The organism is Paenibacillus sp. G34 (assembly GCF_056856875.1).
Genome location: NZ_CM166469.1, coordinates 4,044,312 through 4,068,387 on the forward strand (window position 1 = coordinate 4,044,312; position 24,076 = coordinate 4,068,387).

Annotated in this window: 34 protein-coding genes; 7 read left to right on the forward strand and 27 right to left on the reverse strand. The window is 40.1% G+C overall.

The annotated features are described in order from the left end of the window. Window positions 1-10: 10 nt before the first annotated feature. The 8 genes from AC1VYS_RS18330 to AC1VYS_RS18365 form a co-directional block, all read right to left on the reverse strand. Window positions 11-814, reverse strand: coding sequence for a metal ABC transporter permease (locus AC1VYS_RS18330; protein ID WP_482910890.1), 804 nt, complete (start codon window positions 812-814; stop codon window positions 11-13). A gap of 50 nt (window positions 815-864) precedes the next feature. Next, window positions 865-1,623 (reverse strand): metal ABC transporter ATP-binding protein, encoded by a 759-nt coding sequence (locus AC1VYS_RS18335; RefSeq protein ID WP_482910891.1) that lies wholly within the window; start codon window positions 1,621-1,623, stop codon window positions 865-867. A gap of 111 nt (window positions 1,624-1,734) precedes the next feature. Next, window positions 1,735-2,769: a metal ABC transporter solute-binding protein, Zn/Mn family gene (locus AC1VYS_RS18340; protein WP_482915048.1), complete on the reverse strand. Its 1,035-nt coding sequence runs from the start codon at window positions 2,767-2,769 to the stop codon at window positions 1,735-1,737. Between the two features lie 333 nt (window positions 2,770-3,102). After that, window positions 3,103-5,133 carry a methionine--tRNA ligase gene (gene metG, locus AC1VYS_RS18345; RefSeq protein WP_482910892.1) on the reverse strand — a complete coding sequence of 677 codons (2,031 nt, stop codon included), beginning with the start codon at window positions 5,131-5,133 and terminating at the stop codon, window positions 3,103-3,105. 460 nt (window positions 5,134-5,593) lie between these two features. Continuing rightward, a complete protein-coding gene (gene yidD, locus AC1VYS_RS18350; RefSeq protein ID WP_482910893.1) occupies window positions 5,594-5,848 on the reverse strand; it encodes a membrane protein insertion efficiency factor YidD in 255 nt (84 codons plus the stop codon). Window positions 5,849-5,850: 2 nt separating this feature from the next. Beyond that, entirely contained in the window at window positions 5,851-6,321 is a 471-nt protein-coding gene (locus AC1VYS_RS18355) for a Fur family transcriptional regulator (RefSeq protein ID WP_482910894.1), read from the reverse strand. A 301-nt stretch (window positions 6,322-6,622) separates the two neighbouring features. Beyond that, a complete protein-coding gene (locus AC1VYS_RS18360; RefSeq protein WP_482910895.1) occupies window positions 6,623-8,905 on the reverse strand; it encodes a stalk domain-containing protein in 2,283 nt (760 codons plus the stop codon). Between the two features lie 253 nt (window positions 8,906-9,158). Next, the gene (locus AC1VYS_RS18365; RefSeq protein ID WP_482910896.1) at window positions 9,159-10,118 is read right to left on the reverse strand and encodes an IS30 family transposase; all 960 of its coding nucleotides are present in this window, start codon (window positions 10,116-10,118) and stop codon (window positions 9,159-9,161) included. Between the two features lie 181 nt (window positions 10,119-10,299). Between AC1VYS_RS18365 and AC1VYS_RS18370 the strand changes: the two genes are divergently transcribed. From AC1VYS_RS18370 to AC1VYS_RS18390, 5 genes are all read left to right on the forward strand, one after another. Continuing rightward, on the forward strand, window positions 10,300-10,503 hold the full coding sequence (locus tag AC1VYS_RS18370) for a hypothetical protein (protein ID WP_482910897.1): 204 nt from the start codon (window positions 10,300-10,302) through the stop codon (window positions 10,501-10,503). A 109-nt stretch (window positions 10,504-10,612) separates the two neighbouring features. Next, the gene (locus tag AC1VYS_RS18375) at window positions 10,613-10,930 is read left to right on the forward strand and encodes a transposase (RefSeq protein WP_482910898.1); all 318 of its coding nucleotides are present in this window, start codon (window positions 10,613-10,615) and stop codon (window positions 10,928-10,930) included. Then, on the forward strand, window positions 10,879-11,460 hold the full coding sequence (locus AC1VYS_RS18380) for an IS3 family transposase (RefSeq protein WP_482910899.1): 582 nt from the start codon (window positions 10,879-10,881) through the stop codon (window positions 11,458-11,460). Before AC1VYS_RS18375 ends, AC1VYS_RS18380 begins: the two co-directional genes overlap by 52 nt. Then, window positions 11,415-11,693 carry a transposase gene (locus tag AC1VYS_RS18385; protein ID WP_482910900.1) on the forward strand — a complete coding sequence of 93 codons (279 nt, stop codon included), beginning with the start codon at window positions 11,415-11,417 and terminating at the stop codon, window positions 11,691-11,693. The genes AC1VYS_RS18380 and AC1VYS_RS18385 overlap by 46 nt, the downstream gene beginning before the upstream one ends. Next, window positions 11,647-11,763, forward strand: a complete 117-nt coding sequence (locus tag AC1VYS_RS18390) for an IS3 family transposase (protein WP_482910901.1) — start codon at window positions 11,647-11,649, stop codon at window positions 11,761-11,763. Before AC1VYS_RS18385 ends, AC1VYS_RS18390 begins: the two co-directional genes overlap by 47 nt. A 67-nt stretch (window positions 11,764-11,830) precedes the next feature. Here the strand turns inward: AC1VYS_RS18390 and AC1VYS_RS18395 are convergent, their stop codons facing one another. Further along, window positions 11,831-12,253 carry a hypothetical protein gene (locus tag AC1VYS_RS18395; protein ID WP_482910902.1) on the reverse strand — a complete coding sequence of 141 codons (423 nt, stop codon included), beginning with the start codon at window positions 12,251-12,253 and terminating at the stop codon, window positions 11,831-11,833. 190 nt (window positions 12,254-12,443) lie between these two features. Between AC1VYS_RS18395 and AC1VYS_RS18400 the strand changes: the two genes are divergently transcribed. Further along, window positions 12,444-12,950 (forward strand): stalk domain-containing protein, encoded by a 507-nt coding sequence (locus tag AC1VYS_RS18400; RefSeq protein ID WP_482910903.1) that lies wholly within the window; start codon window positions 12,444-12,446, stop codon window positions 12,948-12,950. A 40-nt stretch (window positions 12,951-12,990) separates the two neighbouring features. Here the strand turns inward: AC1VYS_RS18400 and AC1VYS_RS18405 are convergent, their stop codons facing one another. Then, entirely contained in the window at window positions 12,991-13,233 is a 243-nt protein-coding gene (locus AC1VYS_RS18405) for a hypothetical protein (RefSeq protein ID WP_482910904.1), read from the reverse strand. A 446-nt stretch (window positions 13,234-13,679) separates the two neighbouring features. Between AC1VYS_RS18405 and AC1VYS_RS18410 the strand changes: the two genes are divergently transcribed. Then, window positions 13,680-14,321, forward strand: a complete 642-nt coding sequence (locus tag AC1VYS_RS18410) for a hypothetical protein (RefSeq protein WP_482910905.1) — start codon at window positions 13,680-13,682, stop codon at window positions 14,319-14,321. Window positions 14,322-14,950: 629 nt separating this feature from the next. Here AC1VYS_RS18410 and AC1VYS_RS18415 read toward each other — a convergent pair. The 17 genes from AC1VYS_RS18415 to AC1VYS_RS18495 all read right to left on the reverse strand — a co-directional run bounded on the left by AC1VYS_RS18415 (window position 14,951) and on the right by AC1VYS_RS18495 (window position 23,900). After that, window positions 14,951-15,796 carry a hypothetical protein gene (locus AC1VYS_RS18415; protein WP_482910906.1) on the reverse strand — a complete coding sequence of 282 codons (846 nt, stop codon included), beginning with the start codon at window positions 15,794-15,796 and terminating at the stop codon, window positions 14,951-14,953. A 182-nt stretch (window positions 15,797-15,978) separates the two neighbouring features. Continuing rightward, window positions 15,979-16,113: a hypothetical protein gene (locus AC1VYS_RS18420; protein ID WP_482910907.1), complete on the reverse strand. Its 135-nt coding sequence runs from the start codon at window positions 16,111-16,113 to the stop codon at window positions 15,979-15,981. Between the two features lie 372 nt (window positions 16,114-16,485). Beyond that, complete coding sequence (locus tag AC1VYS_RS18425; RefSeq protein ID WP_482910908.1) at window positions 16,486-16,902, reverse strand: hypothetical protein; 417 nt, start codon at window positions 16,900-16,902, stop codon at window positions 16,486-16,488. A 39-nt stretch (window positions 16,903-16,941) separates the two neighbouring features. Then, the gene (locus AC1VYS_RS18430) at window positions 16,942-17,235 is read right to left on the reverse strand and encodes a hypothetical protein (protein ID WP_482934395.1); all 294 of its coding nucleotides are present in this window, start codon (window positions 17,233-17,235) and stop codon (window positions 16,942-16,944) included. A gap of 60 nt (window positions 17,236-17,295) precedes the next feature. Further along, window positions 17,296-18,027, reverse strand: a complete 732-nt coding sequence (locus AC1VYS_RS18435; RefSeq protein WP_482910910.1) for a PD-(D/E)XK nuclease domain-containing protein — start codon at window positions 18,025-18,027, stop codon at window positions 17,296-17,298. A gap of 150 nt (window positions 18,028-18,177) precedes the next feature. After that, window positions 18,178-18,417, reverse strand: a complete 240-nt coding sequence (locus tag AC1VYS_RS18440) for a hypothetical protein (protein ID WP_482910911.1) — start codon at window positions 18,415-18,417, stop codon at window positions 18,178-18,180. An 89-nt stretch (window positions 18,418-18,506) separates the two neighbouring features. Further along, window positions 18,507-18,653, reverse strand: a complete 147-nt coding sequence (locus AC1VYS_RS18445) for a hypothetical protein (RefSeq protein WP_482910912.1) — start codon at window positions 18,651-18,653, stop codon at window positions 18,507-18,509. 148 nt (window positions 18,654-18,801) lie between these two features. Continuing rightward, window positions 18,802-19,173 carry a hypothetical protein gene (locus AC1VYS_RS18450; RefSeq protein WP_063562938.1) on the reverse strand — a complete coding sequence of 124 codons (372 nt, stop codon included), beginning with the start codon at window positions 19,171-19,173 and terminating at the stop codon, window positions 18,802-18,804. 59 nt (window positions 19,174-19,232) lie between these two features. Continuing rightward, window positions 19,233-19,400: a hypothetical protein gene (locus AC1VYS_RS18455; RefSeq protein ID WP_482910913.1), complete on the reverse strand. Its 168-nt coding sequence runs from the start codon at window positions 19,398-19,400 to the stop codon at window positions 19,233-19,235. 32 nt (window positions 19,401-19,432) lie between these two features. Beyond that, on the reverse strand, window positions 19,433-19,609 hold the full coding sequence (locus tag AC1VYS_RS18460) for a hypothetical protein (RefSeq protein WP_482910914.1): 177 nt from the start codon (window positions 19,607-19,609) through the stop codon (window positions 19,433-19,435). 40 nt (window positions 19,610-19,649) lie between these two features. Then, window positions 19,650-20,135, reverse strand: coding sequence for a hypothetical protein (locus tag AC1VYS_RS18465; RefSeq protein ID WP_482910915.1), 486 nt, complete (start codon window positions 20,133-20,135; stop codon window positions 19,650-19,652). A 96-nt stretch (window positions 20,136-20,231) separates the two neighbouring features. Further along, on the reverse strand, window positions 20,232-20,441 hold the full coding sequence (locus AC1VYS_RS18470) for a hypothetical protein (protein ID WP_482910916.1): 210 nt from the start codon (window positions 20,439-20,441) through the stop codon (window positions 20,232-20,234). Window positions 20,442-20,502: 61 nt separating this feature from the next. Continuing rightward, complete coding sequence (locus AC1VYS_RS18475; protein WP_482910917.1) at window positions 20,503-20,796, reverse strand: hypothetical protein; 294 nt, start codon at window positions 20,794-20,796, stop codon at window positions 20,503-20,505. A gap of 60 nt (window positions 20,797-20,856) precedes the next feature. Next, window positions 20,857-21,243: a hypothetical protein gene (locus AC1VYS_RS18480; protein ID WP_482910918.1), complete on the reverse strand. Its 387-nt coding sequence runs from the start codon at window positions 21,241-21,243 to the stop codon at window positions 20,857-20,859. Between the two features lie 373 nt (window positions 21,244-21,616). Beyond that, the gene (locus AC1VYS_RS18485) at window positions 21,617-22,078 is read right to left on the reverse strand and encodes a hypothetical protein (RefSeq protein ID WP_482910919.1); all 462 of its coding nucleotides are present in this window, start codon (window positions 22,076-22,078) and stop codon (window positions 21,617-21,619) included. Between the two features lie 525 nt (window positions 22,079-22,603). After that, window positions 22,604-22,912: a hypothetical protein gene (locus AC1VYS_RS18490; protein WP_482910920.1), complete on the reverse strand. Its 309-nt coding sequence runs from the start codon at window positions 22,910-22,912 to the stop codon at window positions 22,604-22,606. A 31-nt stretch (window positions 22,913-22,943) separates the two neighbouring features. After that, the gene (locus AC1VYS_RS18495; RefSeq protein WP_482910921.1) at window positions 22,944-23,900 is read right to left on the reverse strand and encodes an IS30 family transposase; all 957 of its coding nucleotides are present in this window, start codon (window positions 23,898-23,900) and stop codon (window positions 22,944-22,946) included. Window positions 23,901-24,076 lie beyond the last annotated feature (176 nt).

The following is a 24,076-nucleotide window of genomic DNA, read 5'->3' on the forward strand; positions in this document are numbered from 1 at the left end:
TATTAGTACGTCAGGCACGGAACCCTTTTTTGGCGATCATCGTTAAAATCAACATACCAATTAACAGCAGTACTATCGTCGCTCCTGGTGCCAAGTTCCAGATCCCCGCTGTAACTAGTCCAATCACAACAGCAATCTCTCCGATCACTACCGACAGAATAATCGCTGATTTGAAGCTTCGAGCCATGAGTAAGCTAACTGCTACAGGAATAGTCAACAATGCAGATACGAGCAAAGCTCCTACGATCTTGATTGCTGTACTAATCACCAGTGCTGTCATCACTGTAATTAACATATTCAGCATTTTGACTGGCAAACCTGTGACCGCAGCTGCATCCTCCTCAAAGCTCAGCAGGAAAAACTCTTTATGTAAGAAAGCAACCACAATAACAACGATTAACGTCACGATGCCAACCAGCTTGAGGTCCGTTGCATCCAGCGTGTAGATACTGCCGAACAAATAACTCATAACATCCGCGTTATACCCTTTTCCCAGTGTGAAAAACAGCGAAGCCAGAGCTACGCCTCCAGACATAATAATAGCAATGGACAACTCCGCATAGGTCTTATATGCCTTACGCAGCTTTTCAATGGCAAACGATGCGAGTACGGCAAAAATCAAACCAACACCGATCGGGTAAACCTCGATCAGAAAACCAAGCGCTACTCCCGCGATTGTCACATGTGACAACGTGTCTCCGATCATCGACAGTCTGCGCAGTACGAGAAACAGTCCGATCAGCGGTGCGGTAATGCCAATAAGCAATCCACCTGCTAAGGCACGCTGAAAAAAATCACTCCATAATATTTCCAAAACAAACACGACTCCTTCGGCCTCGTTAATCTAATGGTCCACAAACATAACTAGCGAACCTGTGCGGTAGTATGCTGCAGGTTAGTCTCTGCACAATCCTCGATCTCATGTGAATGACGCACATGGAAATGAATCTTGCCGTTGGTGAGGGCAGCTTCCGCGCCTAGATAACTCTCCATTCGGTCCATATCGTGAGACACCATTAGAAACGTCATCCGATGATGTTCATGCATGTGGGTAATCAGCTCGAAAAAACTGGCCTGTGACTCTGCATCAATCCCCACCGTAGGTTCATCGAGAATTAACAGATCGGGGTGATTAATCAACGCACGAGCCAAAAAGACACGTTGTTGCTGACCGCCCGACAGTTGTCCAATGCGCTTATGCGCTATATCCTCAATTCGCATAACCTGCATCGCATCAATGCACTGTTGTTGGCCTTGACGAGAGATACGGCGGAACATGTTCTTATTGTTATATAAGCCAGACATGACAACTTCACGAACAGTCGCTGGAAACAGCGGATTAAACGCATTTTTCTGTGGTACGTAACCGATCCGGTTCCAGTCCTTGAATCTGCGAATCGACTGTCCGAACAACTTGATATCTCCTTGTGCAGGAGGCAGTAGTCCTACCAGCATACGAAGCAACGTAGTTTTTCCCGCTCCGTTCGAACCGATAATCCCTACAAAATCCCGCTGCTGAACCATAAAATTGAGATTTTGAATCACACGCTGATCCCCGTAGGAAAAAGACAAATCCTCGATCTCGATAATCGGATCATGACATAATGGCATGATTTGCTGCATGGCAAAGCCGCCCTTCATAATAAATAAAAATACGTAAATATACTACTTAACATTCCAAAAGTCTTCGCCGATGGGACAGCAAAGACTTTTGGATGTTTACCTTCATTCTTCTTATTTTAATGCGATCAGCAGATTTTGCAAATTTTTCTCCATCAGGGTGAAATAATCATCTTTGTTCTTAACCTGTTCCTGCGTCAGACCCTCCACCGGGTTGAGTACCATCGTTTCTACCCCTGCTTCACTAGCCAATGTTTTAGCTAATTTGTCCGACACCAGCTCTTCAAAGAAAATATACTTGATACCTTCATCTTTGACCAGTTTAGCCAGTTTCACGATATCCTGTCCTGTTGGTTCTGCATCCGGCGACAGTCCCATGATCGCATGTTGCTTCAAGCCATAATCACGTGCAAGATAACCAAATGCTTGGTGTGACACCACGATTTCCTTGTTTGGTACGGACGCTAATTCATTCGTGAAACGCTGATCCAGTGCCTCAAGCTTGGTGCGTAGCTCCTCATAACGTTGCTCGTAACCTGCTTTATGTTCAGGATCAACCTCTACTAAACTGTTCTTGATATTTTCCGCCATGATCATTGCTGATTTGGGGCTAACCCATGTATGAGGATCGATGTGATGGTCAGCTACCTGCGCCTCATTGCCACTCTCATTCGCGTGATCATCGGCATGTTCATCTTCATGCTCTTCACCATGTCCGTGATCATCGGCATGTTCATCTTCATGCTCTTCACCATGTCCGTGACCATCGTCCCCTTCTGCTGCTAACAACTTGACACCTTCGCTGACGGCAACGGATTTCACTTTTGTATCACTGTTCAGTGATTTCAAAAAGTTGGGCACCCATCCCTCCAGACCTGCACCATTGTAGAGAAAAAGCTGAGCCTTGGATGTATTCACGATGTCTTGGCTCTTCGGTGTCCAGTCATGCGGCTCTACTCCTGTAGGCAACAGGTTGATGACATTGGCATCCTCTCCGCCAATCGCCGCAGTAAACGCATATACCGGGTAAAATGTCGTCACTACATTTACTTTGCCTTCAACAATCTTAGCTGTATTCTCGCTGTTCTGTCCACATGCGGACAATAAAAGCAAACTGAGGATGAGCAAACTGCTCCAAAGCAGCTTCATTGTGCTTCGTTTGCCAAGATTGCTGGATCGATCTAATCGTGCATGTCTTTTCATTTGAACAAATGTCATATATGATTCACTCCGCATCACTTAATCGTAATTATTACTGAAAGAATTATAGGTAACATCCTCCTACTTGTCAAGGCTCATGTCCTATTCATTCTTTCCCGAAGTGTGCAGTTCATAACAATATATGCTTGTTCTCCTATCATCAGATCTTTTTAAAGCATAAAAAAGCGGTCCGAATCACTTCGGACCGCCCTTGGTTCAAACTTGTGACAATCTCTGTACGATTGATCAAGCTTATTGTATTGTGTCGCTTATAGAATCTGTTTATTTTACTTGTGCGCCGTTAGGCATGCTGTCCGGTACGGTAGCCAAGGTTAACTGATCTCCGTGAGAAGCTGCAAGAATCATACCTTGGGACAGTTCTCCACGGAGTTTTACTGGTTTAAGATTGGTCACACAGATGACTTTACGTCCAACCATCTCTTCTGGTGAATAGAACTTCGCGATTCCAGATACCACCTGACGTTGTTCATAACCAAGATCCAGTTGAAGCTTAAGCAATTTATCTGCCTTTTTGACCGGCTCACAAGCGATGACTTGTGCCACACGTAGCTCAACTTTGGCAAAATCATCAATGCCAATCTCTTCCTTACCTTCAGGTGCAGTTACCGGTTCTGCTGAAGCTGGAGTAGCTGCTCCAGCTTCTGGCTGGCTAGCATCAGGCTGTGCAGCCTTTTGTCCACCTGTCATCGCTTCAGAGATATAAGCAATTTCCTGTTCCGCATCCAGACGCGGGAAGATCGGCTCGCCTTTGTGCAATGCGTTGCCTGCAGGCACGATGCCCCATTGTTTCGCTGAATCCCAAGCCGTCAGCTCACCTTCTTGGATACCCAGCTGTTCCCAAATTTTACGCGGCGCACGAGTCAGGAACGGTTGCAACAGAATGGAAGCAATTCGCAAGCTTTCGATCAGATGGGACATCACGGATGCCAGCTCATCCCGTTTCGCTTCATCACGTGCCAGAGCCCATGGCTGTGTTTCGTCAATATATTTGTTACTGCGGCTAACAAATTGACTGATGGCCGTAAGCGCTACTGAGAACTGCAAGTTCTCCATCGCCTGCTCCACTTTTTCTACCGTTGCATGCCCTGCTTCTTCAAGCGAAGCATCAAATTCCGTTACATTGGAAGCAAACGCAGGCGCTTTGCCTTCGAAGTACTTGTCAACCATTGCGACCGTGCGGTTCAACAGGTTGCCCAGATCGTTCGCCAGATCGGAGTTTACACGCTCCACGAAGCTTTCCGGGGTGAATGTACCATCCGAACCAAACGGCACTTCACGTAGCAAATAGTAACGAAGCGAATCCAGACCGTAACGATCGATCAAGGTTACCGGATCTACTACATTTCCTTTGGATTTGGACATTTTGCCATCTTTCATCAACAGCCAGCCATGTGCAAATACCTTTTTCGGTAATGGCAGATCCAGCGCCATGAGCATGATTGGCCAATAAATCGTATGGAAACGAACAATTTCTTTACCCACCAGATGAACATCCGCTGGCCAGAACTTATCGTACAGTGAAGCATCCGAAGAACCGTAGCCGAGTGCTGTAATATAGTTGGACAACGCGTCAATCCATACGTATACGACGTGTTTCGGATCGCCTTTAACTTTGACGCCCCACTCAAAGGTTGTACGCGATACAGCCAAATCTTCAAGTCCCGGCTTGATAAAGTTGTTAATCATCTCGTTTTTGCGAGATTCCGGTTGGATAAAACCAGGATTTTCTTCATAATATTTCAGCAAACGATCTGCGTATTTACTCATACGGAAGAAGTAAGATTCTTCCTTGACGAGTTCGACCGGGTGTCCGCTATCGGGACTTTTCGCCGAAATGATCTCGCCTTGTTCATTCTTTTCTACATCAACCAGCTGTGTTTCAGTGTAATAAGTTTCATCCGGAATGCTGTACCAGCCTTCATACTCCCCCTTGTAGATATCTCCCTGCTTCAGCAAACGATCAAAGATATCTTGTACGACGGTTTTGTGACGCTCCTCGGTTGTACGAATGAAGTCATCATTGGAGATGTCCAGCTTGTTCCACAGTTCCTTGATGCCTACGACAATTTCATCGATAAAAGCCTGCGGGGAAAGTCCCTTCTCCTGGGCCTTACGCTCAATCTTCTGGCCATGCTCATCGGTACCTGTCAGATAACGCACCTCGTAACCACGCAAACGTTTATAACGAGACATTGCATCACCTGCTACCGTTGTGTACGCATGCCCGATATGTAGCTTGTCGCTTGGATAATAAATCGGTGTTGTCAAATAAAATGTTTTTTGATCCGTCATGAATGACTTCTCCTCCTTCAATTGTTCTCATGGATACATGCAATGGGTCGAATGGATATTGTTCCTGATCTGAAAATGAACACAAAAAAACTCCCGCCCTGTATGGGACGAGAGTATCTCTCACGTGTTACCACCCAAATTCCCCGCATTTTTCGCAAAACGCAGGCTCTGCCGGTCCTTCGACCGTCCATTAACGCTGGATCACGCCTCAGGCTTACGACAATAGCGACAAGTCGCTGATTGCACGCTCGAAAGAGGTTCCTCCGGGACCATCTTCCATCCTCCTCCCAGACCGGTTCTCAGCTTCTCCGGCTCTCTGCACTGGGGGTGTGTCTGTACTTATCCCTTCACTGGAAAATCATATACAAAAAATATACTGAAATGCTGACCTTGTTGTCAAGTATACCGCCAAATAGAGCCGAGTTTCGGGGTAAAAATGAACATTAGGCTCTACTGAACATTACGGTTCGGATATCACTACATTTTTCTCCACCTTAGGTGGAACCAAATCTACACCGCCCGGATGAAACGGATGACATTTGGCAATCCGTTTCGCCGCTAGAAACGAACCTTTGAGGGCACCATGCACTTCAATAGCTTCCATCGCATACGCCGAACACGTAGGATAGAATCGGCATGTCGGCGGTTTTAATGGAGATATATAATTGCGGTACACCCGGATCGGAGCTTGCACAATTCTACGCGAAAGTTTCATCTTTAGTTCTTCCCATGGCTGTGCGCATGCTGCTGTGCAGTTGCCTTTTTGGCTGGAGCATGTTCGGCACAATCCTTGCAGTATCCGAACACTTCAAACTTGTGATCCACGACCTGAAATTGCTCGGGAGCATCAGCAAGTTGCATTGGACAAAAAACGATCGGATAGGTCTTCTGACACTTCAGGCAGATCATGTGATGATGATGGTGGCCTTCACTGCAATGCGCTCTGAATTTCACTCCATCTTCGAAGATCACTTGCTCCAGCACACCTAATTCCTGCATCACACGCAAGTTCCGGTACACCGTGTCAAAGCTTAATCCGCTGTATGTCTTACCCATATATTCGTAGACGTCCTTGGGTGTAAGATACCCTGGAGATTCGGCAAATAACCGTGCAAGTGTCTTGCGTTGATCAGTTATACGAAGTCCCTGTGAGGACATAGTTGATATTATTTCTTCCGTCGACAGCATGATTTAAAGCACCTCCTGTCATACATTACTGCATTTTTCATCATGCGACATTTTTTGGGCAAAAGCCAAAGCTTATGCTCTATTGGTATACCTCTAATAATGCATGAAATGAAGATCATAGTCAACGAAGGCCTGAAGCGGATCACCGTTTTTACGTGAACTTCATAAACAAAGGACCCCATAGTTTTGGAGTCCTTTGATGACGGTTCAGAATATAGGTCATACAGGTGACTTTTGGGGTGAACGGGTATATAAAATATAAGCTTTCACTCCAAACCGTGCGGTTTGATTCATTAGAATATTACTTCTCAGCCGGAAGCGGGGTAAACAGAATGTTTACCGGCAAGTTACTACCCGGTGCAGCAGAGAAAACAATGGTTACACTCTCACCGTAAGAACCTGTGCGATACAACACATTCTGTTCATTCGGCGCACTTAGAGATTGGCTGTTATTCGACAACTGTACCAACTGTCCGTTCACAAGTGCTGATCCATAATACTTTCCTCCGCGAGGATTAAACGAAATCAGTGTACGCGGAGCAACATTGTTCAAGGTGATTTTGTACAGTACACCGAAGTTACCAGCGTTAGAAGCGCTTGTGAAGGCCATCGGGTCTGTGCCGTCGAGATTCGGATCACTTGCATTATCCCCGAGTGGCAGACGGGAAGGCTTGTTGCCAACCTCCTGATCGTACGTAATAATTCGTGTTGCGTTTGGATAAGTCCCACGGTTATGAACGCCGTCACGATCCAGAACTGGCAATGAGGACAACACAGCCATCGGATCTTTATTTTCTTCGATCATTACAATGTTGTAGGTGAGTGTATAGTCACTGAAAGTGTCTGAATAAAGGGAGATGACCTGCCCTTCTTTCATCGAAATATTGTTCAGTTCCGTCAGAATCAATTTACTTTCCCCTGGCTGGATGTACACTCTCTTCGAATCTGCTCCGGTCTGTATGGATTTGAACCATTTATCAATGGACAGCTTGCCCGCAACGGTAGCAAATGGCGTCGGTCCTGCAAAGCCCATATTTTGCTGTTCAAATACAGCTGTATATGGATTGTTATTGGTCGCAATCACATACATTTTCACTCTTTTTCCCGTATTATTGACATGGTGAATCATGAAACGCGTCTGTCCAAAGGAGGATTCCTTGTAGACGATACCTTCCTGGTTAACGGTCTCAGGGCTGTTACTACGAATAAGCAAGCTTGGCTCATCCGTGTACGTAAATGGTACTTTTTCCATAGCAGGAACTTCCCCGCCATTGAATGTAAATTTGTCCCCTACCGGTGTGAACAACTTATAGAAATCGGACTGATTGTACAGTGTCTCACCTGTGATCATAATCTCTTTGGTGTATGTGTCACTCAAACCATGCTTATCTGTGACGGTAAGAGATACGGTTTTCGGTCCTGGAATAAAAAATGCAAGTGCATTGTTGCTCCAATCTCTTTTTTCAATCGCATTCTCATCATCCGTACTTTGATCCGTATAGGTGATTTTTTCACCCATTTTGTATTCTTCCTTGTCCGTTGTAAACATCGCTACTGGGGGAAGATTTGGACGCTCGACCTTAATTGTAAGCGTATAAGGATTACTCCACTGACCACTGGAATCTTGAACTGTATAAGTCACCGTATAAACCCCTGGCTGATCAAAGGTATCTTGACGTCCAGTCCATTGCTCATCCACAATCGGGAGGCCATTCGGGGAACTGTTCTTGGTCGTGTAAATCACTTGATCTCCAGCAAAAATTTCCTTTTGAACAGTAAAGCTGGCTACCGGCTTGGTGTTCAGCTTCAACACAACCGTCTTGGCAGGCTGATTAACGGTATATGTGATGTTCAGCGCCTGAGTGATAGACGTCAATGGAATCATGAACGTGTTTTTTTCTTGATAAGCTGGGCCTTTCATCGTTCTGGATTCACCGTTAACGGTATACAATTTGCTGTTTGTTTTGAAACGAAGTTCGTCCGTACCGCTGAGAATGATCGTCTCTTTAGTCGTATTATCGTATTTCACATCATAGCCTACGCGGTCCACTAGTGCACGAATGGCTACGTAAGATACACCATTTTTCACGGCCATCGGCTGGCCAGCCAGATACGTTTTTCCATCCTGAATCATCTTGTTGCTGTTCATGTAGAGCGTCAAATCTCCACCCGATCTCGCAGATGAAGATGTTCCATTCGTCGTTGGTTCCACTTCAGCAGGAGTTGGAGTGGTTGTTTCCTCACCGGTTCCTTGCTCCCCATCTGTTCCTGTTTCAGGATTCACCGGAGTAGCTTCTGTTCCTGAAGGAGTTGTTGTTTCCGGATTTGCTTCTATTGCGCTTTCATTGTTGACAGGTTGTGTGTTGGTTGATGGATTGTTAACAGGCTCATTCGCCGTTCCTGATTTCACTTCGCTCTCAACAATCGGCTGCTCTTTCTTCACAACCTCAACGGAATTTACTTTTGCACTATTCACTGGTGTCGTTTCGCTTGTTTCGGCTGCTTGTGCATTCGCAGGAATAACTGCAAACGCCTGAAAAACAGCAAAAGCGGTAAGTATGGACAACTTCTTCTTCAAATTCATTCTTTGTCTTTGGCTCCTTCTGCTCCCATTTATTAATATCCCCTCTAAAAGTCATATGATTAGACGCTCAAAAACGGGAAAAGTTGCTAAAAATAATGAATAAGAATTGTAAACTTTTAATAGAAGTGAAAAACTATGAAAATAATTATCTGTTCATATGAACAAGCCCTGCTTCACCATATGAAATTCAGAATGCTCCATGCCATGAATCCAGCATGTTTTAATCAGAGTCATTTTTCTAAAAGACGTATTGTCAAGCCAAGTTCGACAATTCCTTTGAAAAAGATTCGTGAGCGGTTTTCCATCCCAAACATTTACGGGGTCTGTTATTGATTAAATCGAGTGAACGGGCAAGCTCGTCATCTTCTACTTCGGCAAGATCCAATCCTTTCGGAAAAAACTCTCGAAGTAGCCCGTTTGCATTTTCATTGGAACCCCGCTGCCAAGATGAGTACGGATCAGCAAAATAAACGTCCAGGTTATGGGTGGCTTCCACATTCGCATAGCAGGCAAACTCTTTACCACGGTCTGCCGTAGCGGTGAGAAACGTGCCCTTCGGGTATTGTGAGATGGCTACGCCAAGGGCAATTTCCATCGATAAGGCTGTTCGATCTGGCATGAGTATAGCCGTATACAGACGTGTCTTGCGTTCAATGAATGTGGCGATGCATCCTTTGCTTTTTCCACGACTCGAAACCATCGTGTCTAGCTCCCAGTGTCCAAATGTTTCACGAGAGCGAACCTCTTTGGTACGCTCAGCAATGGGCTTTCCAACGCGGAATCTACCGCGAGTTTCAGCGGGTTTCTGTCGCTTTCCTTTATGACGGAGAACCCGTAGCCTGCCTTGAATCAGTCTGCCTTTGTATATCCAGCGATAGATCGTTCTGAAGGAAACCACAGGCAAGCCATCCATGCGAAAACGTGCCATAATTTGCTCTGGAGACCATGTCTCATGGAGTTTTTCCTCCAGCGAATTCGCTAAGGCCTTAGACCACTTGCCTGGCGATACAGAAGCTTTTCGCCGTTCATGGTAAGCTTGCTGGGCTTGTTCCGCATGGTATACCTCGGCAGATGTAGTGCGTTCCAACTCACGGTAAATCGTCGAAGGATGCCTTCCCAATTCCTTTGCGATGGCTCTTGAACTATGACCTTGCCGATGGAGGATTTCTAGCTTGCTGCGCTCAATTATGCTAAGATGTGTGTTGTAGCTCATGGTGGATTCTCCTTGTGTGAATGGTTGTTGTGGTGACTTCATTCTACACGAATCCGGCCATGGGCCATTTTTCATTTATTTCCAGTAGATGTCGCACTTCATATTACAATCCGTCAAATGGAAAAGCCATTAACTAAAGTTTCTTATCCTGGAGAACAGGTTATTTTGGGTGGTGATATTTATGAGTACAGCGAATTTTCAGATGGATCTAAACTCTTATATACTGAAAAAAAACAGCAAAGGTTTTAAGATTACACTCAAAATATCAGGTGATCCAGAAGAACATGCAAAAGCTCATGAGGCTTTGAAAATTTCTTTGTGTAGGGATGTAAATGGTGACTTGGAGAATGCTGGGGTCACTTTTCTTAATATTCCTAAATACTAATAAAAGATGAGTCATAAAAAGCCACCCTCATTCGTGAAGTGCACCCCTTAGAATAGACATTGGAAAAACCCATGGGTTTAACCGATGAATTCTAGGGGGTGCATTTTTTATGGCGATCAAGGGACAAAAGTTTAAAACGTATTCGGAGAAGATAAAAAATGAGGCTATTCGCCTGCATACAGTTGAGGGGTGGACTTATCGAAAGATTAATGAACATCTGGGGATTCATGACCCAGGACGAATGAAGCGCTGGATGCGAAAATATCGGAAACAAGGTGAGTTTGGACTGATGGATCAGCGAGGTCGACGGAAAGAATACTTGGATCAAGAACGCTATGTGCAAAAACTGAAACGGGAGAATGAGTTGCTAAAAAAGTGCTTGGTCATCTGGAAGGAGGAAGCAAACAAGAACGATTTCAGATCATAGAAAAGGTAGCGGAAAACGGTGATATTCAGAAACTCTGCCATGTGTTTGGCGTGTCCCGGAGTGGATTTTATGCCTATGTAAAACGTAATCAATTCGATCGCGATGCAAAGGCGAAGAAACAAGTACTTCAAACCTATCAACGATATGAAGGCAAATACGGGTATCGACAGCTCCAACTGTTCCTTTGGCAAGATCAAGGAATTTGGATGAACCACAAAAAGGTACTTCGGCTGATGCAAACGCTCGGTATCCAATCTCGAATTCGTCGTAAACGGCACTCTAGCAGTTCGTATGCACCTGCTCAGCGCGTAGCAGAGAATCACTTGAAGCGGGACTTCAGTGCAGAAAAACCAAATCAGAAATGGGTCACGGACATTACCCAGTATCGTGTAGGAGAGCGCTGGATATATCTTTCGGCCATAAAGGATTTGTTTAATAACGAGATTGTGGCTTACGAAATGGTGAACGCAACGACAATGAACTCGTGCTCCGCACATTCAGCAAAGCGTTCGCGAAGCAAAAAGACGTGACTGGACTCGTCGTTCACAGCGACCAGGGATTCCAGTACACGTCTCACGCTTACCACGACATGCTGCCAAAGGTTGGCGCCCGAATCAGCATGTCTCGACGAGGAAATTGTTATGACAATACCTCAATGGAGAGTTTCTTCTCGCATCTCAAAACGGAAGGACTCTATCCTTATCATATCCGAACGCTTGCCGAAGCACAAAGCAAAATCGAAAAATTATATTCGTTTTTATAACCAAAAACGGCCACAACGAAAACTAAAAAAATTGACGCCAGTAGAGTACCGACGCCAGTTTGCGGCTTAGGGTCTTTTTATAATGTCTACAAAATGGGGTCTTGACCAAATTCTTCTTATGCCATTTTTATTTATATCTACTCTTCTTTACTGTGACGAAGAATATAATCCCCTTGATTCAATTTCAATTTAATAATTGACGCTTGAGGGATAAACGTCGATTCGATTGAGCTCCCATCTTCAAATTGAATTACACCATGTTGACCACCAGAATGTGAACTTATTTTGTTTAAATTAATAATTGCTTTAATAGGTCTGTCTTTTGTATTCAATCCAGCTACTTGTAACAAAGTTCCATTTATTTCAGTCTCATTGAACTGGTATGGTGCTAACAGTACTTTAAAAACTTCATAACTATTGTTTGTAATCACAAAGCCTTTAGTAGTTTTAATTACTGCCATGCCTTCATAGTTAAATATATAATTAATCGCTCCAATTCCTGCAAGACTGCTATGCTTGTGGTCACCAATAATCTCTTCAATCTCAATAAATCTAGGCATATAGCTCTCTCCTTTTTTGTGTTTGCATTATTACTATTACGACAATAATCGTTCCAACCCTGTCATCATAAATTAAATCGAGATAATACCCCCTTACGTATCAGTTAGTCTATTCTCATGTAGTCTGCTATATCAAAATAATTGTATACTATAATAAGTAATATACTACATATAACAGAGGAGCATTATAATGAAAGACAAATTAAAAGGTTTAGTAATAGGAATCCTAATTGGATCAACGATAACTGGAGCTACAGCATTTGCAGCAACAAATAGTGCGCCAATCAAAGCAGCTATTCAAAAACTGAACCTGTATGTAGACGGAACAAAGAAGTCTAACGTCAGTGCCATTACATACAACAACACTACATATGTGCCAGCTAGAAGTGTAAGTCAAGCATTCAATCAATCTATTTCTATTAAAGGGGACAATCTCTATATTGGTAAACAGCCAAAGTTTATTGTTAATGAGGATAACGCTTATAAGTATGTGTATGCAAAGATTAAAAAAGACGTAGATAAATACAAGCTTGGAATGATGGATGAAGGATACAGTGATGATGGAAAGTATTTCGTAATCAGAGTTTATGAAGATCATCCTGATCACATCGTTACTTGGGGATTTTACTATGTAGAACTCACTAATGGCTCAGTGTATAAATATGATATTACTGAAGATAAATTGGTAAAACTATAGGGTGGATTGCTCCACCCCTTTTTCAAATCAAACTTGTCATTTACCAACTAAACGCTATTGGTTCATCAATACGACCAGCCACGTCTTTAGGAGTGAAGTGTATATCATCTTCAGAGAGAAAATATATACCCTCTCCACTTTCTGTGGGAATAGCGGTTAAAATGACATCTTCATGCCTTGGTACATTAAATTCTTTGTAAAACCGCCCTCTGACTTTTATTTTTGATCCAACCGCAATACAACCTAAACTTAGGGCTAACTTTTCTTCGTTTATCTCATTCATCGACACTACCTCCAAAAATATATGTAATTAATTAATCTCAATAATACTGGAAAGAATCGTTTATTACAAAGTAACTGTATGAACTCTCATCATAAAGCATGACCTCTTAATACAAGGTTTAATTGAATTGATTAATCAATCTCAGGATTATTAGATTAAAAACGACCTATCTATAATTTTTTGAAGTTTTTATTTCAATCCTTATGAGTTGTTCAATTCATGGAAATCTTGCCTTTAACAATGCATTGATATCTATCATATTGTAGATACATGTCGAATTTTCATTCTTTATACCTATATATACATAATACTTTATTGGTAAAAACAACTATTATTCTAGTAAATATTAACCTTTTATTAATAATTCCCTAGTTTACCCACTTCAGAGATGTTAATGTAATTGACAGAGGGTAAATTAATAAATAGTATGAAGGGAAGAACTTATTGTGAAAAAACTAGTATCTGTTTTACTTGCATCTGTACTAACATTCTCCATGTCAGCCTCCGTATTTGCTAATCCCAGCAATGATGTTGATAAGGAACAACTTCTGGGCAAAATTAACACTGAAATTCAAGCACTTAACAAAGAATATGACACAGTGAACATTACTATAGATTCTACTCAGTTAACAGATGAATTTGTCAACGAAGTAGCATCTATGTCAAATAACGAGCTACACAATTACTTAGAGGGAATCTATAAAGAAAATGATGTAGACTTTGATTATGAAGTTGAAATTTCTGAAGAACCTCAATTCCAGACTCGTGCTGTTACAACCCACAAAAACAGAATTGGAAAGGTTTTTTGGGGAATTCCAGCTATCGGGTATGTCGATATGCTCATCGTTTACGATATCAAACTTGATGGTAGCACTTTTGTTGGTGGTACAGTAAAAGACAGTTACCAAGATGGTTTTGCAATTGGTTCTTGGTCACATAAAAGAGGGGAAGTTAAGGTTCAAAGTAACGGCCTCTATGCCGATATTCAAGCAACTGGTGTTCTGACATATGGCCTATCTGGTACTCCTTTCAAAATTGAAAAAGAACAAATGGTTCAGTTTACAGATAGCTGGAAAAACTATAAATAATAAGGTTGTGGAAAGATGTTCCTGAGAAAATACTCTACTGTAACAATTTCATCGATAATTGTGTTCATTCTGTCCACAATATTACCCTCTAAACTTATTACGGGACAGTTGTACTATGAGTACAAATTTGGGATGATGTATCCTTACCTTACTTTAAGGAGTAGTGAACTGTTATCAGGCAGCATCAACCTATTTACTGTTATTCCTATTAGTTATAGCTATGAAATCAACATCTCCTCATTAATTGGGTCATATATTGCTATATTTATCATAGTGTTTCTGGTTATTAAACTAATAAAGAAATTAAGGTTTTAGGCCGACTCAACTGATCTCTGCTTTTGCAGGGATCTTTTTTTTGCATGAAATATGTATTTGATTCATCTTCTTAAAGTATAGACTAGTAGCCGGTCTTTGCTACTTACTGACTACACGTTCTTTTCCATATCTCAATGAATCCTAGTCAAACTTTAAATACATATAGTAATGTGCTCCATTTGGTTCTCTTTTGCATGCCTTTGCGCCAGCCTTTCGGAGTTTAGTGATAATGTTCTGTTGCTATTTGAACGCAACAAAAAAACCGCCATTTAATTGGTGGGTTTAATTATATGTCTTTATCAAATCTATACATTTTATTTAGTCTTCATCAAAATTGGTTCCAAATAATTGTTTGAAAGTTCCTCCAGCATACCCAAGCCATTTTCTTGAGATGAAAACCCTTGTCCAGCAGAAGGAAATGGTATTAAGAAAATATACAAGGTCTTGTTATCTAATGGTACTTCTGCTTTAAATGCTTTTTGTAACTGTCCCTTGCTGTTTCTCATATCACATGTAAAAGGTATTGTTGAAAAAATATCTTTTCCAAACATTACTTCAAGAGCATCCTTTTTAAAGCCACCCGCTCCACCAATCCCAAGAAGAATTTGCGCTTTCGATTTTATTAAAGCATTTTTTATTATACTTGCTCTAAAATTCATATCTTCTTTGAAGTCACTAAAACTTGTAGTGGCATACTTTTTGGGATTGAATCTGCCTTTAAGTTTATTGAACACCGCTAAATAGGGATTATCTTGATTTGGTTTGTCTTCAGGTGATGCTGCAACGGCTCCATATTCAATCGGCCAGATTCTCTCAGTTAACCTAGGGAGTGGCCTCCAATCAATCAAAGCAGTTTGAATTCCTTCAGCTCTTGGCTTATAAAGTCTTCTACCAATGTACTCTTTGATTGCTTCATATGCCAATACATTAGCAGCACCTTGAAACCAATTGTTGCTTGAGCTTCGTTCATGGGCTAGACAAAGCCTTGCAATGGCAGCATTAAATACACCAGCAGTAAAATCTTTTGTCCGTTTATTCTCATGAGTTGCAAGAAGTTGATCTGAATCTGGATAAAAAAATCCCTCTCGCCAATTTTTAGCCTCAATACTGTAATTGCTAACATCCCCACCAGCTAAAATTAACTGCGTTCTGGCTTTCACATTCTCTGTTACACCATACCCCCCTGTGCCCCGAAAACTAAAATATCAGCATTAGGAATATCGCCACAGCCTATGTATGAGAGAAGTATTTTATATTCTTCTTTGCTTAGCCTCCAGTTTTCCACCACAAATACTCTCCTTCTAAATTTTAATCAAACTTGCATATCATGATAGTATACATATTAGCTTTTTTTATCTTCATCATCTTGTTCATAAGGATAGTCATTAGGATTGTAGCTCAGACTGCATTTTTCATTATTAAAAGAAGATCCCTTAGCTGCATATCTACCACATCCACAAATACAAAGCTCTGCCATACTTTTCATCTCCCATTCACTCAAAACTTTCATTACAAAAAGATGTCTAGTTAATATCACGAGCTAGCTAAATTCCCTAACGATACTTGGCCCACTCTATTGGTATCGTTATATCTTACCTTTGCCTTGTCGGTAAAACCACATTTATTTTCTAAGAAGTCAATTACAACACACTCTCGACCTACCATGTGCCGTTGTTTACTGTATAAGGGGCCAACCACGACATACTTATGTCCTATTTTAATTTCAGTAATTCTTACGCTCCACTGATTTTCTAAATTGCGTTCCACACTTACTCTATATCCATCAGGAGTGTCCTCAATAAACATAAGTCACCTCATAAACATTAAGACAATGAAACACATCTTTCATCTATTCTCTTCCATAAATAGTTGGCTCTTTGTCTTTGAAATTAAACACCCAGTCGGTAATGTTATCTCTACTCTCTATTTTTCTCCACATATCTTCAATACACAGTTTGATTGTAATATCTATCTCTTCATGATAGCAACTTAAACTAGACCCAATCCCAAATGGGTTAAATCCATAAACTTCACCGAATTTATTCTTTGTTAACGATTTTTTCTTAATGGTAGTTCTTGATCTTCCGTTAATTTGAAATGGTATTCTGTCTTCTTTTTCTTTAAGTATTTTGGCTTCCATTGGATAAATATCAATGTAATAGTCCCTGTCACCACGATAATCGATCATGTTGGCTGATACATTAAAAAAACGAATAATCCCATCATCATCCTTATGGGATGGATCTAGTAGCGTAAAAGCATTCATGATATCTCCTCCGTTTACTCGTGGTAACAAGTCATTTACCTAATCATTTATATAGGCCACTTTCACATAAATGGCAACAAGTTGATATAGACGATAATCATTAAACTCACTTTCATTGTCATATATAACCGCAACCCTATCTGATAACTCATCGATGTTCAGTTCTTTCTCACTCGTCAATGTAATTGACTTTTCCAAGCTGTCTTCTTCCCCGGTGTAAACTTCATAAACTACCTTGTAGATATAACTCGTGTTTCTATACCTGTTTTTTAAATCAACTGGTAGCTTTTCATGGAATATCTTTGTTGAATCATCCGGCGAAATATAATGCACGGCGTACTCCACTAAATGCACTCACTCCTTCTCATTGAAATAGCCATTTTATCTGTAAAATCATTTTGGATTAATAACAACTTTTACTGGAATCCCTTCGAATTCTCTACTCAAATCACTCTCAATCCCAAAGGGGTTTGCTACTCTTCCTTCTGGATCATAAACAAAACAGATTAGCATTTTACAATCAGGATGACTCTGATATTTTTGAATGTCAATTATCAGTTGATCTCCAACATCTTTCGCTGCCAGTCCTTTTCTAGTTTTTTTAATTTCAATAATAATTTGCTCTTTCTTTAATAAAAAATCCACCCTTGAGCTGCTCCCTGCATAACTTGGTGTCCATTCTTCTGGTCTAACATCATCAAAATCAAGCAACAGTAGTGCGTGAAACAAATCTTGTACGTCATATTCATCATTAATATCAAGAGTAGATCTATTATTATGTCTTGATCTCAACTGTCTAACGACCATATGAAACCTATTACAAAGTTTAAGAACAGTATCATATGGCTTCGTAATACTAGATATTGAATTAGTTATTCCGAAATCAGTTATTTCTTCCATAAATGATTTCAGCACCGATGCGGCTTCATTCAAACCTTCTTGATAGGCCTCAATACGTTTGGAGTCAGGAGTATTCCGATGAGAGAAAAAGAGATAATAATTTATTCCATTAAAATCGTTTGAATGACGGGTTTCATCTCCAAATATTTTAGTGATTAGAACCTCAGTGTCTCTTTGCCACTTTTTGAATTCAGGCGATGAAGCTCCTCTGAGTATTCGTTTCAAATCTTCAATTTTAGAAATTTGTTCTTCAAGTCTTTTTAAAGCTAATTCTTGATCGATTGTGCATACCTCATTCTGTTTATTGTATTTTGATTTTCAGAAGGTGTAATAATTCTCTGTCTTACCGATCTTAATTAAATGTAAATAAAATAGTTATTTCACATATATATCCTTAAGATTGACAGCTAAAGCTCCAATAATTAACCTTAGATTTTCTTCTGTTAGTTTTTTGTTCTCATTTAGAATATTTAAGATTTCTTGAACACATCCCTCGACTCTTACATCTTTATATTTTTCTTGAGTCTCTTCAAGTTTTCCCATTGCTTCTTTTACATCGTAGTCAGCCATAGCCATTCTAGCGAATCCTTCAAGTATCTTATCGTTTACGTTCATCCTGATCTCTCCCCTGTCTTTATGAAATAAACCTTTGACATCTATAATAGTAATCTACATCCTATTCAATAGTTTCATTTCTCGCTGTCTTATGCATTTGCAAAAGCAATTCCCACAATCTGAACTTGATCATAACTCTGAAACTCTGCACGAAACTCAATCAATCCATGTACTACATTTGCTGTTCGTTGTGCCAGTTCCTCTTTATCCAGCTTCTCATCAGAATTAACTCTCACGTTCTGTTATGTATTCTTCCGTGTCATCCTGACTAGCATATAGATTAACCACAACTGTATATGAGTGTCGAGCATTCTTGCTTTGTTTCAGGCATCGAATAATATTTCAATTCTCTAACCTCACTTTCTCATCAAATGTAAGTTTCACTTAATCCTTTCTATGTCTGCTTTCCATTCCCTTAGTTATAAACACTACTCCAATTGCTGCATAGGTTACATAATTACTTATAGCATCTACATATTCTTTTTCGAGAAACTTATCAAAATAATATGATAAACAAATTGTTAAAATTACTATAAATATCAAAGTCGAAGTTGCTAATATGCTTTGAATTTTTCTTCCTAAATTATTCTTTGTAAATTCCTTTGTGATATTAAAAAAATCAAAAACCGTTAGAAAAAATGCAATAACCGCAGCAGCAGCAGTATAGTTACTAGGAACATCAAACTTTAAAGAAGCTAGAGCCAACAAAATATAACCAACAGCAAGACCATAAAGTACAATAGTATTGTTTTTCAAGTTATCTCACCACTTTCTCCAAAAAAGTCATATTTCATATATTCTTTCTCCTAGCGGTCTCAGCGCTTTCCATTTGTAAGGCATGGTATACAATGTTTAATCACTCTTTTTCTTTGTGCATCTAAAAGGAAACCTTTCTTATCTAAATCATCTTCGGTATACTCATCATCCATTTCTTCTTCGGTTTCACAATTAGGACATACAATAAACCATCTTGTCTTTTCCATTAATATTTCCCTCCTAATAATTTACTTGAGCCTCACATTTCACCTTTACTCTTGTGGCTCTCGTGAAGTTTGTAATCTGAGGCTACAACTCGTGCTTTAGAAAGGTCTCCATTTCTTTCAATAGCAATCTTTCTGGCAATGTCAAAATCAAGACCCTCTGACTCAGTTAATATCTCAATTACATTGATTTGGCTTGCTGTGAGTTCCATTAAATATACACTCCTTATAAAAGATTCGTTTTAACATATTCTAATCATGCTCATTACTTTGCCTTTTACATTCTTGTGAATAAAAAGAAATTAAATATCTTCTTTTAATTGTGTCTTCAAGCTCCCTTTTGTACCATGGCAATGCCTCGTTCTTTGATCTTTCCCAATCAAACTTTAATAAGATTCCAATATAAATTCTAAAATCATTAAGAGCTTCGGGTTTCACTTCTCCAGATTCTATTTCTTTTAGCAGCTCAGTGATTTTATGATCGAGTACATCTACTGTATTTTTGAGTGGATTTAAACTCAGCATTAAATGTGTGGTGAGAGTTTTAAGCTCAGTACCACCCTTGTAATCGCCAGAATAAATTCTGGAAGCATTCATTTTGACATCCGCGCGCCACTTTGCTCTTTCTTCAGTTATGTATTTCAATTTTTGATTTTTGTCGTTGCTTAACATATTTATTAATGCTGCAACCGCAGCTGAGGAAATGGTTGCAGTAATGATTGTGCCTATTATGTCCACACCTTCACTCCTTTAATGTCAAAATAAAACTACTCTTTTATCTACTAAAATTATGTAAATAGAACTCATACTCACCTCCCCCACTTGATGTTTCAACTAAATCTTTTGACTTTCTTGGACAATATCAATTTCTGTAAGTCTTGTTCTTAATTTACCTATATCACTTAACTTTTCTGTTACTTTTTTAATAGCATCCATTAAATCATCGTTATCCATCACTCTCGCTACTCCGTTGTCATCAGTGTACCCTTTTACTCCATTTAATTTTTCCAATAGATTGATAACTGCATTTTCAAAATCACCCATATTAATCCCTCTCATTCGTAGAATTTTTTGTTGCACATATATTAATTCAACAAATTTTCATTTATTTTCGAAGCTGAGTCCAATTTTCAACCACAAAAGCCTTATCATTGATTCTAGTCGAATCCACCAAGATCACTTGAAAAGAAGAAATTTCTCCTGTACTTATAATGGCAAGTCCAACTTCTTCAATCCAATTGAATACCTCTCCGTAAGCCTCTTTGTTAGAATTAATTACTGCTGCTGCCGAGCCTGTTAGTCTAACCTCTATGATTTGTTCTCCTTCTTGCTGAAATCTAATGCCACAATAGTCCCCATTTGGTGCTTCGTATCCTTGTCCAATCTTAACAGTTTCCATTTAACTTACACTCCTTTTCTTATGAAAGAATAATTTTGCTGAAACGAAAACAAATTGCGTTTAGTTGTAAACCCAAAACCTTCTAGGATTATCCCCTGTTCCATTCTCTTTGTAATTGATATCCATTTTTACGCAAAAATCTTCAAAACACTTCAATATCTGTTCATTCTGCTCAGGAGTTTTACCCAAGATGGTGTTAATGATCTCATTAGTATCGCGACCATGCTTCTCAACATGATCCGTATGATTCAGTGCTGAATTGTTGGAATATCCAATGAATCTGCTTGGATAAAAATTTCTATTTCCATTGTCATCCATACATACTATAAAACATATCCCTAGCTCAATTCTTTTTCTATAGTATCTATTGTAATCCTTTGACCATCTGTAATCATCAAATGTCTGCATGTTACTTTTAATGTCTTCCCAAGAATTAACTAATTCCATTTTGATCAACTCCAATTCAAATGTGAGGATAGATAGATAGATAGATAGATTAATGATGAAAGTATTATTTCACTCAGATAACTAATGATAATACTGTACATACTATTCCTACATAACTACCACAATTATACAACAATAAGTCTCTATCTACTATGTTTTAAAAAGTGATACTGTCACATTAATTATATAAATATGAACAAACTCATCCACATAGACAAGTCTTACGATCCGATACACATTTCACCGTCATAATTATGTCGAGTCGTGGAATTGGTAACAGCAATTTCGGAGTACAGCTATTCAGTCGTGGTCAGTTTGGCTACTACTCAATCGTACTGTCAGCATATATAAAAAAAAGCACCCATAAGGATGCTTAATTCCTAAACATTTTCTGTTCCAGATCCTCCATGAAAGAATCTTCAGTAAACAACTCGTTCTGTGTTTCAAAATTAAAGTTCGGTTGTATCTCCCATTCTCCTGAAGAATAAATCAGCTTAGTTGTGTTAGCTGGGGAAGTTGTAAGATCAGACAGTCCTGTGTATTCTTTATAGTAATTCACATGAACAAAGAACTTGCCTTCGGGATAACTGACATGAGGTCGAATAGTCACTCGATGAACTTCTGTAAATTGAATTTCAAGTTCAGTATATCCTGTTGTAATATCAAACGTCTCTTCCTCAGTAATTTTAATGCTCTTACTTTCGTTGTTTTCAAACCAACTTCTTACACTGCTATACAATTGTTTAAGGGCACCAATTTGTTCATTTTTTAATTTTTCGATGTTAACCTTTTCTACTCCCATCTTTTCAATGATACTAGATAATTTATCACTCATCTTGTTCACTCCTAGCTATTGTTATAACAAGTTTAATTCGACATGCAGGAAGGGTTTACCTCTATTTATGTCGAATTAAACTTGTTATAAGTAGGTGCATTATAAAATGTACTATGTTATTGGTCATGACTCACTAAGGGATTCTGGAATATTGCAAAGACAAATCATGGAACCTCTTCAGAATGAACAAGTCACACGTGCTCAGCATGCAATACCATACACAAAAGAGCGTCAGATACTCCATTATGCAACCAATTCCTATGAAGATCCCAATTTCCCAGACTATGACTACTTTAGTTATATCAACTCTAATACTCGCGACTTGCTTTTACACTACAATATCGATTTTGAGGAACTTGGTACAGTTGAAACACTTCCTAGTGGAGTAAGTCTCCTTATCAAGAACACCAGATTCCTTTAATTGTCAATGATTATCCGTTGGAGGATATCCTTCAGCGGTGTTTTTCATTTGGCTGTTATATATGTTCTGTAAACAACAAAAGCACCCCGAAGGGATGCTTTATATTAATCAAAATAGAAGTCCAAATTTTCTACAGATTTTACTGCTGTAGAACGATAAAGTATGCTGTTCTTCGTGTCTTCTCCAATTAAAAAACAATCAACTGAAAGTATGAATCCCATAATACCAATTTTCTCATCATATGTTGTCAATCGGGAAGTTTTCTTACCTTCAATTCCACTATTAGAATTGGTGTAAAATTCTTTTAAGTAGAATTCCTTTTCCGGATTATCGGAAAAATTTGTATAACCATATATCACAGCCTCATCGTTAATTGTAATATCGGTTCCATCTAAGAAAGTAATCTTAACCATATCTATCGACTCCTTTTATTTTGACGGATTGTCAAGCCAAGTGCGACAGTTCCTTTGAAAAAGATTCGTGAGCGGTTTTCCATCCCAAACATTTACGGGGTCTGTTATTGATTAAATCGAGTGAACGGGCAAGCTCGTCATCTTCTACTTCGGCAAGATCCAATCCTTTCGGAAAAAACTCTCGAAGTAGCCCGTTTGCATTTTCATTGGAACCCCGCTGCCAAGATGAGTACGGATCAGCAAAATAAACGTCCAGGTTATGGGTGGCTTCCACATTCGCATAGCAGGCAAACTCTTTACCACGGTCTGCCGTAGCGGTGAGAAACGTGCCCTTCGGGTATTGTGAGATGGCTACGCCAAGGGCAATTTCCATCGATAAGGCTGTTCGATCTGGCATGAGTATAGCCGTATACAGACGTGTCTTGCGTTCAATGAATGTGGCGATGCATCCTTTGCTTTTTCCACGACTCGAAACCATCGTGTCTAGCTCCCAGTGTCCAAATGTTTCACGAGAGCGAACCTCTTTGGGACGCTCAGCAATGGGCTTTCCAACGCGGAATCTACCGCGAGTTTCAGCGGGTTTCTGTCGCTTTCCTTTATGACGGAGAACCCGTAGCCTGCCTTGAACCAGTCTGCCTTTGTATATCCAGCGATAGATCGTTCTGAAGGAAACCACAGGCAAGCCATCCATGCGAAAACGTGCCATGATTTGCTCTGGAGACCATGTCTCATGGAGTTTTTCCTCCAGCGAATTCGCTAAGGCCTTAGACCACTTGCCTGGCGATACAGAAGCTTTTCGCCGTTCATGGTAAGCTTGCTGGGCTTGTTCCGCATGGTATACCTCGGCAGATGTAGTGCGTTCCAACTCACGACAAATCGTCGAAGGATGCCTTTCCAATTCCTTTGCGATGGCTCTTGAACTATGACCTTGCCGATGGAGGATTTCTAGCTTGCTGCGCTTAATTATGCTAAGATGTGTGTAGCTCATGGTGGATTCTCCTTGTGTGAATGTGGTGTAGGAACCTTCATTCTACACGAATCCGGCCATGGGCCATTTTTCATTTATTTCCAGTAGGTGTCGCACTTCATATTAAAATCCGTCTCTAAAAATAAAAACAACCCCTACGAGTCAAAGCTCGTAAAGGTTGCTTGATTAAATGTGAA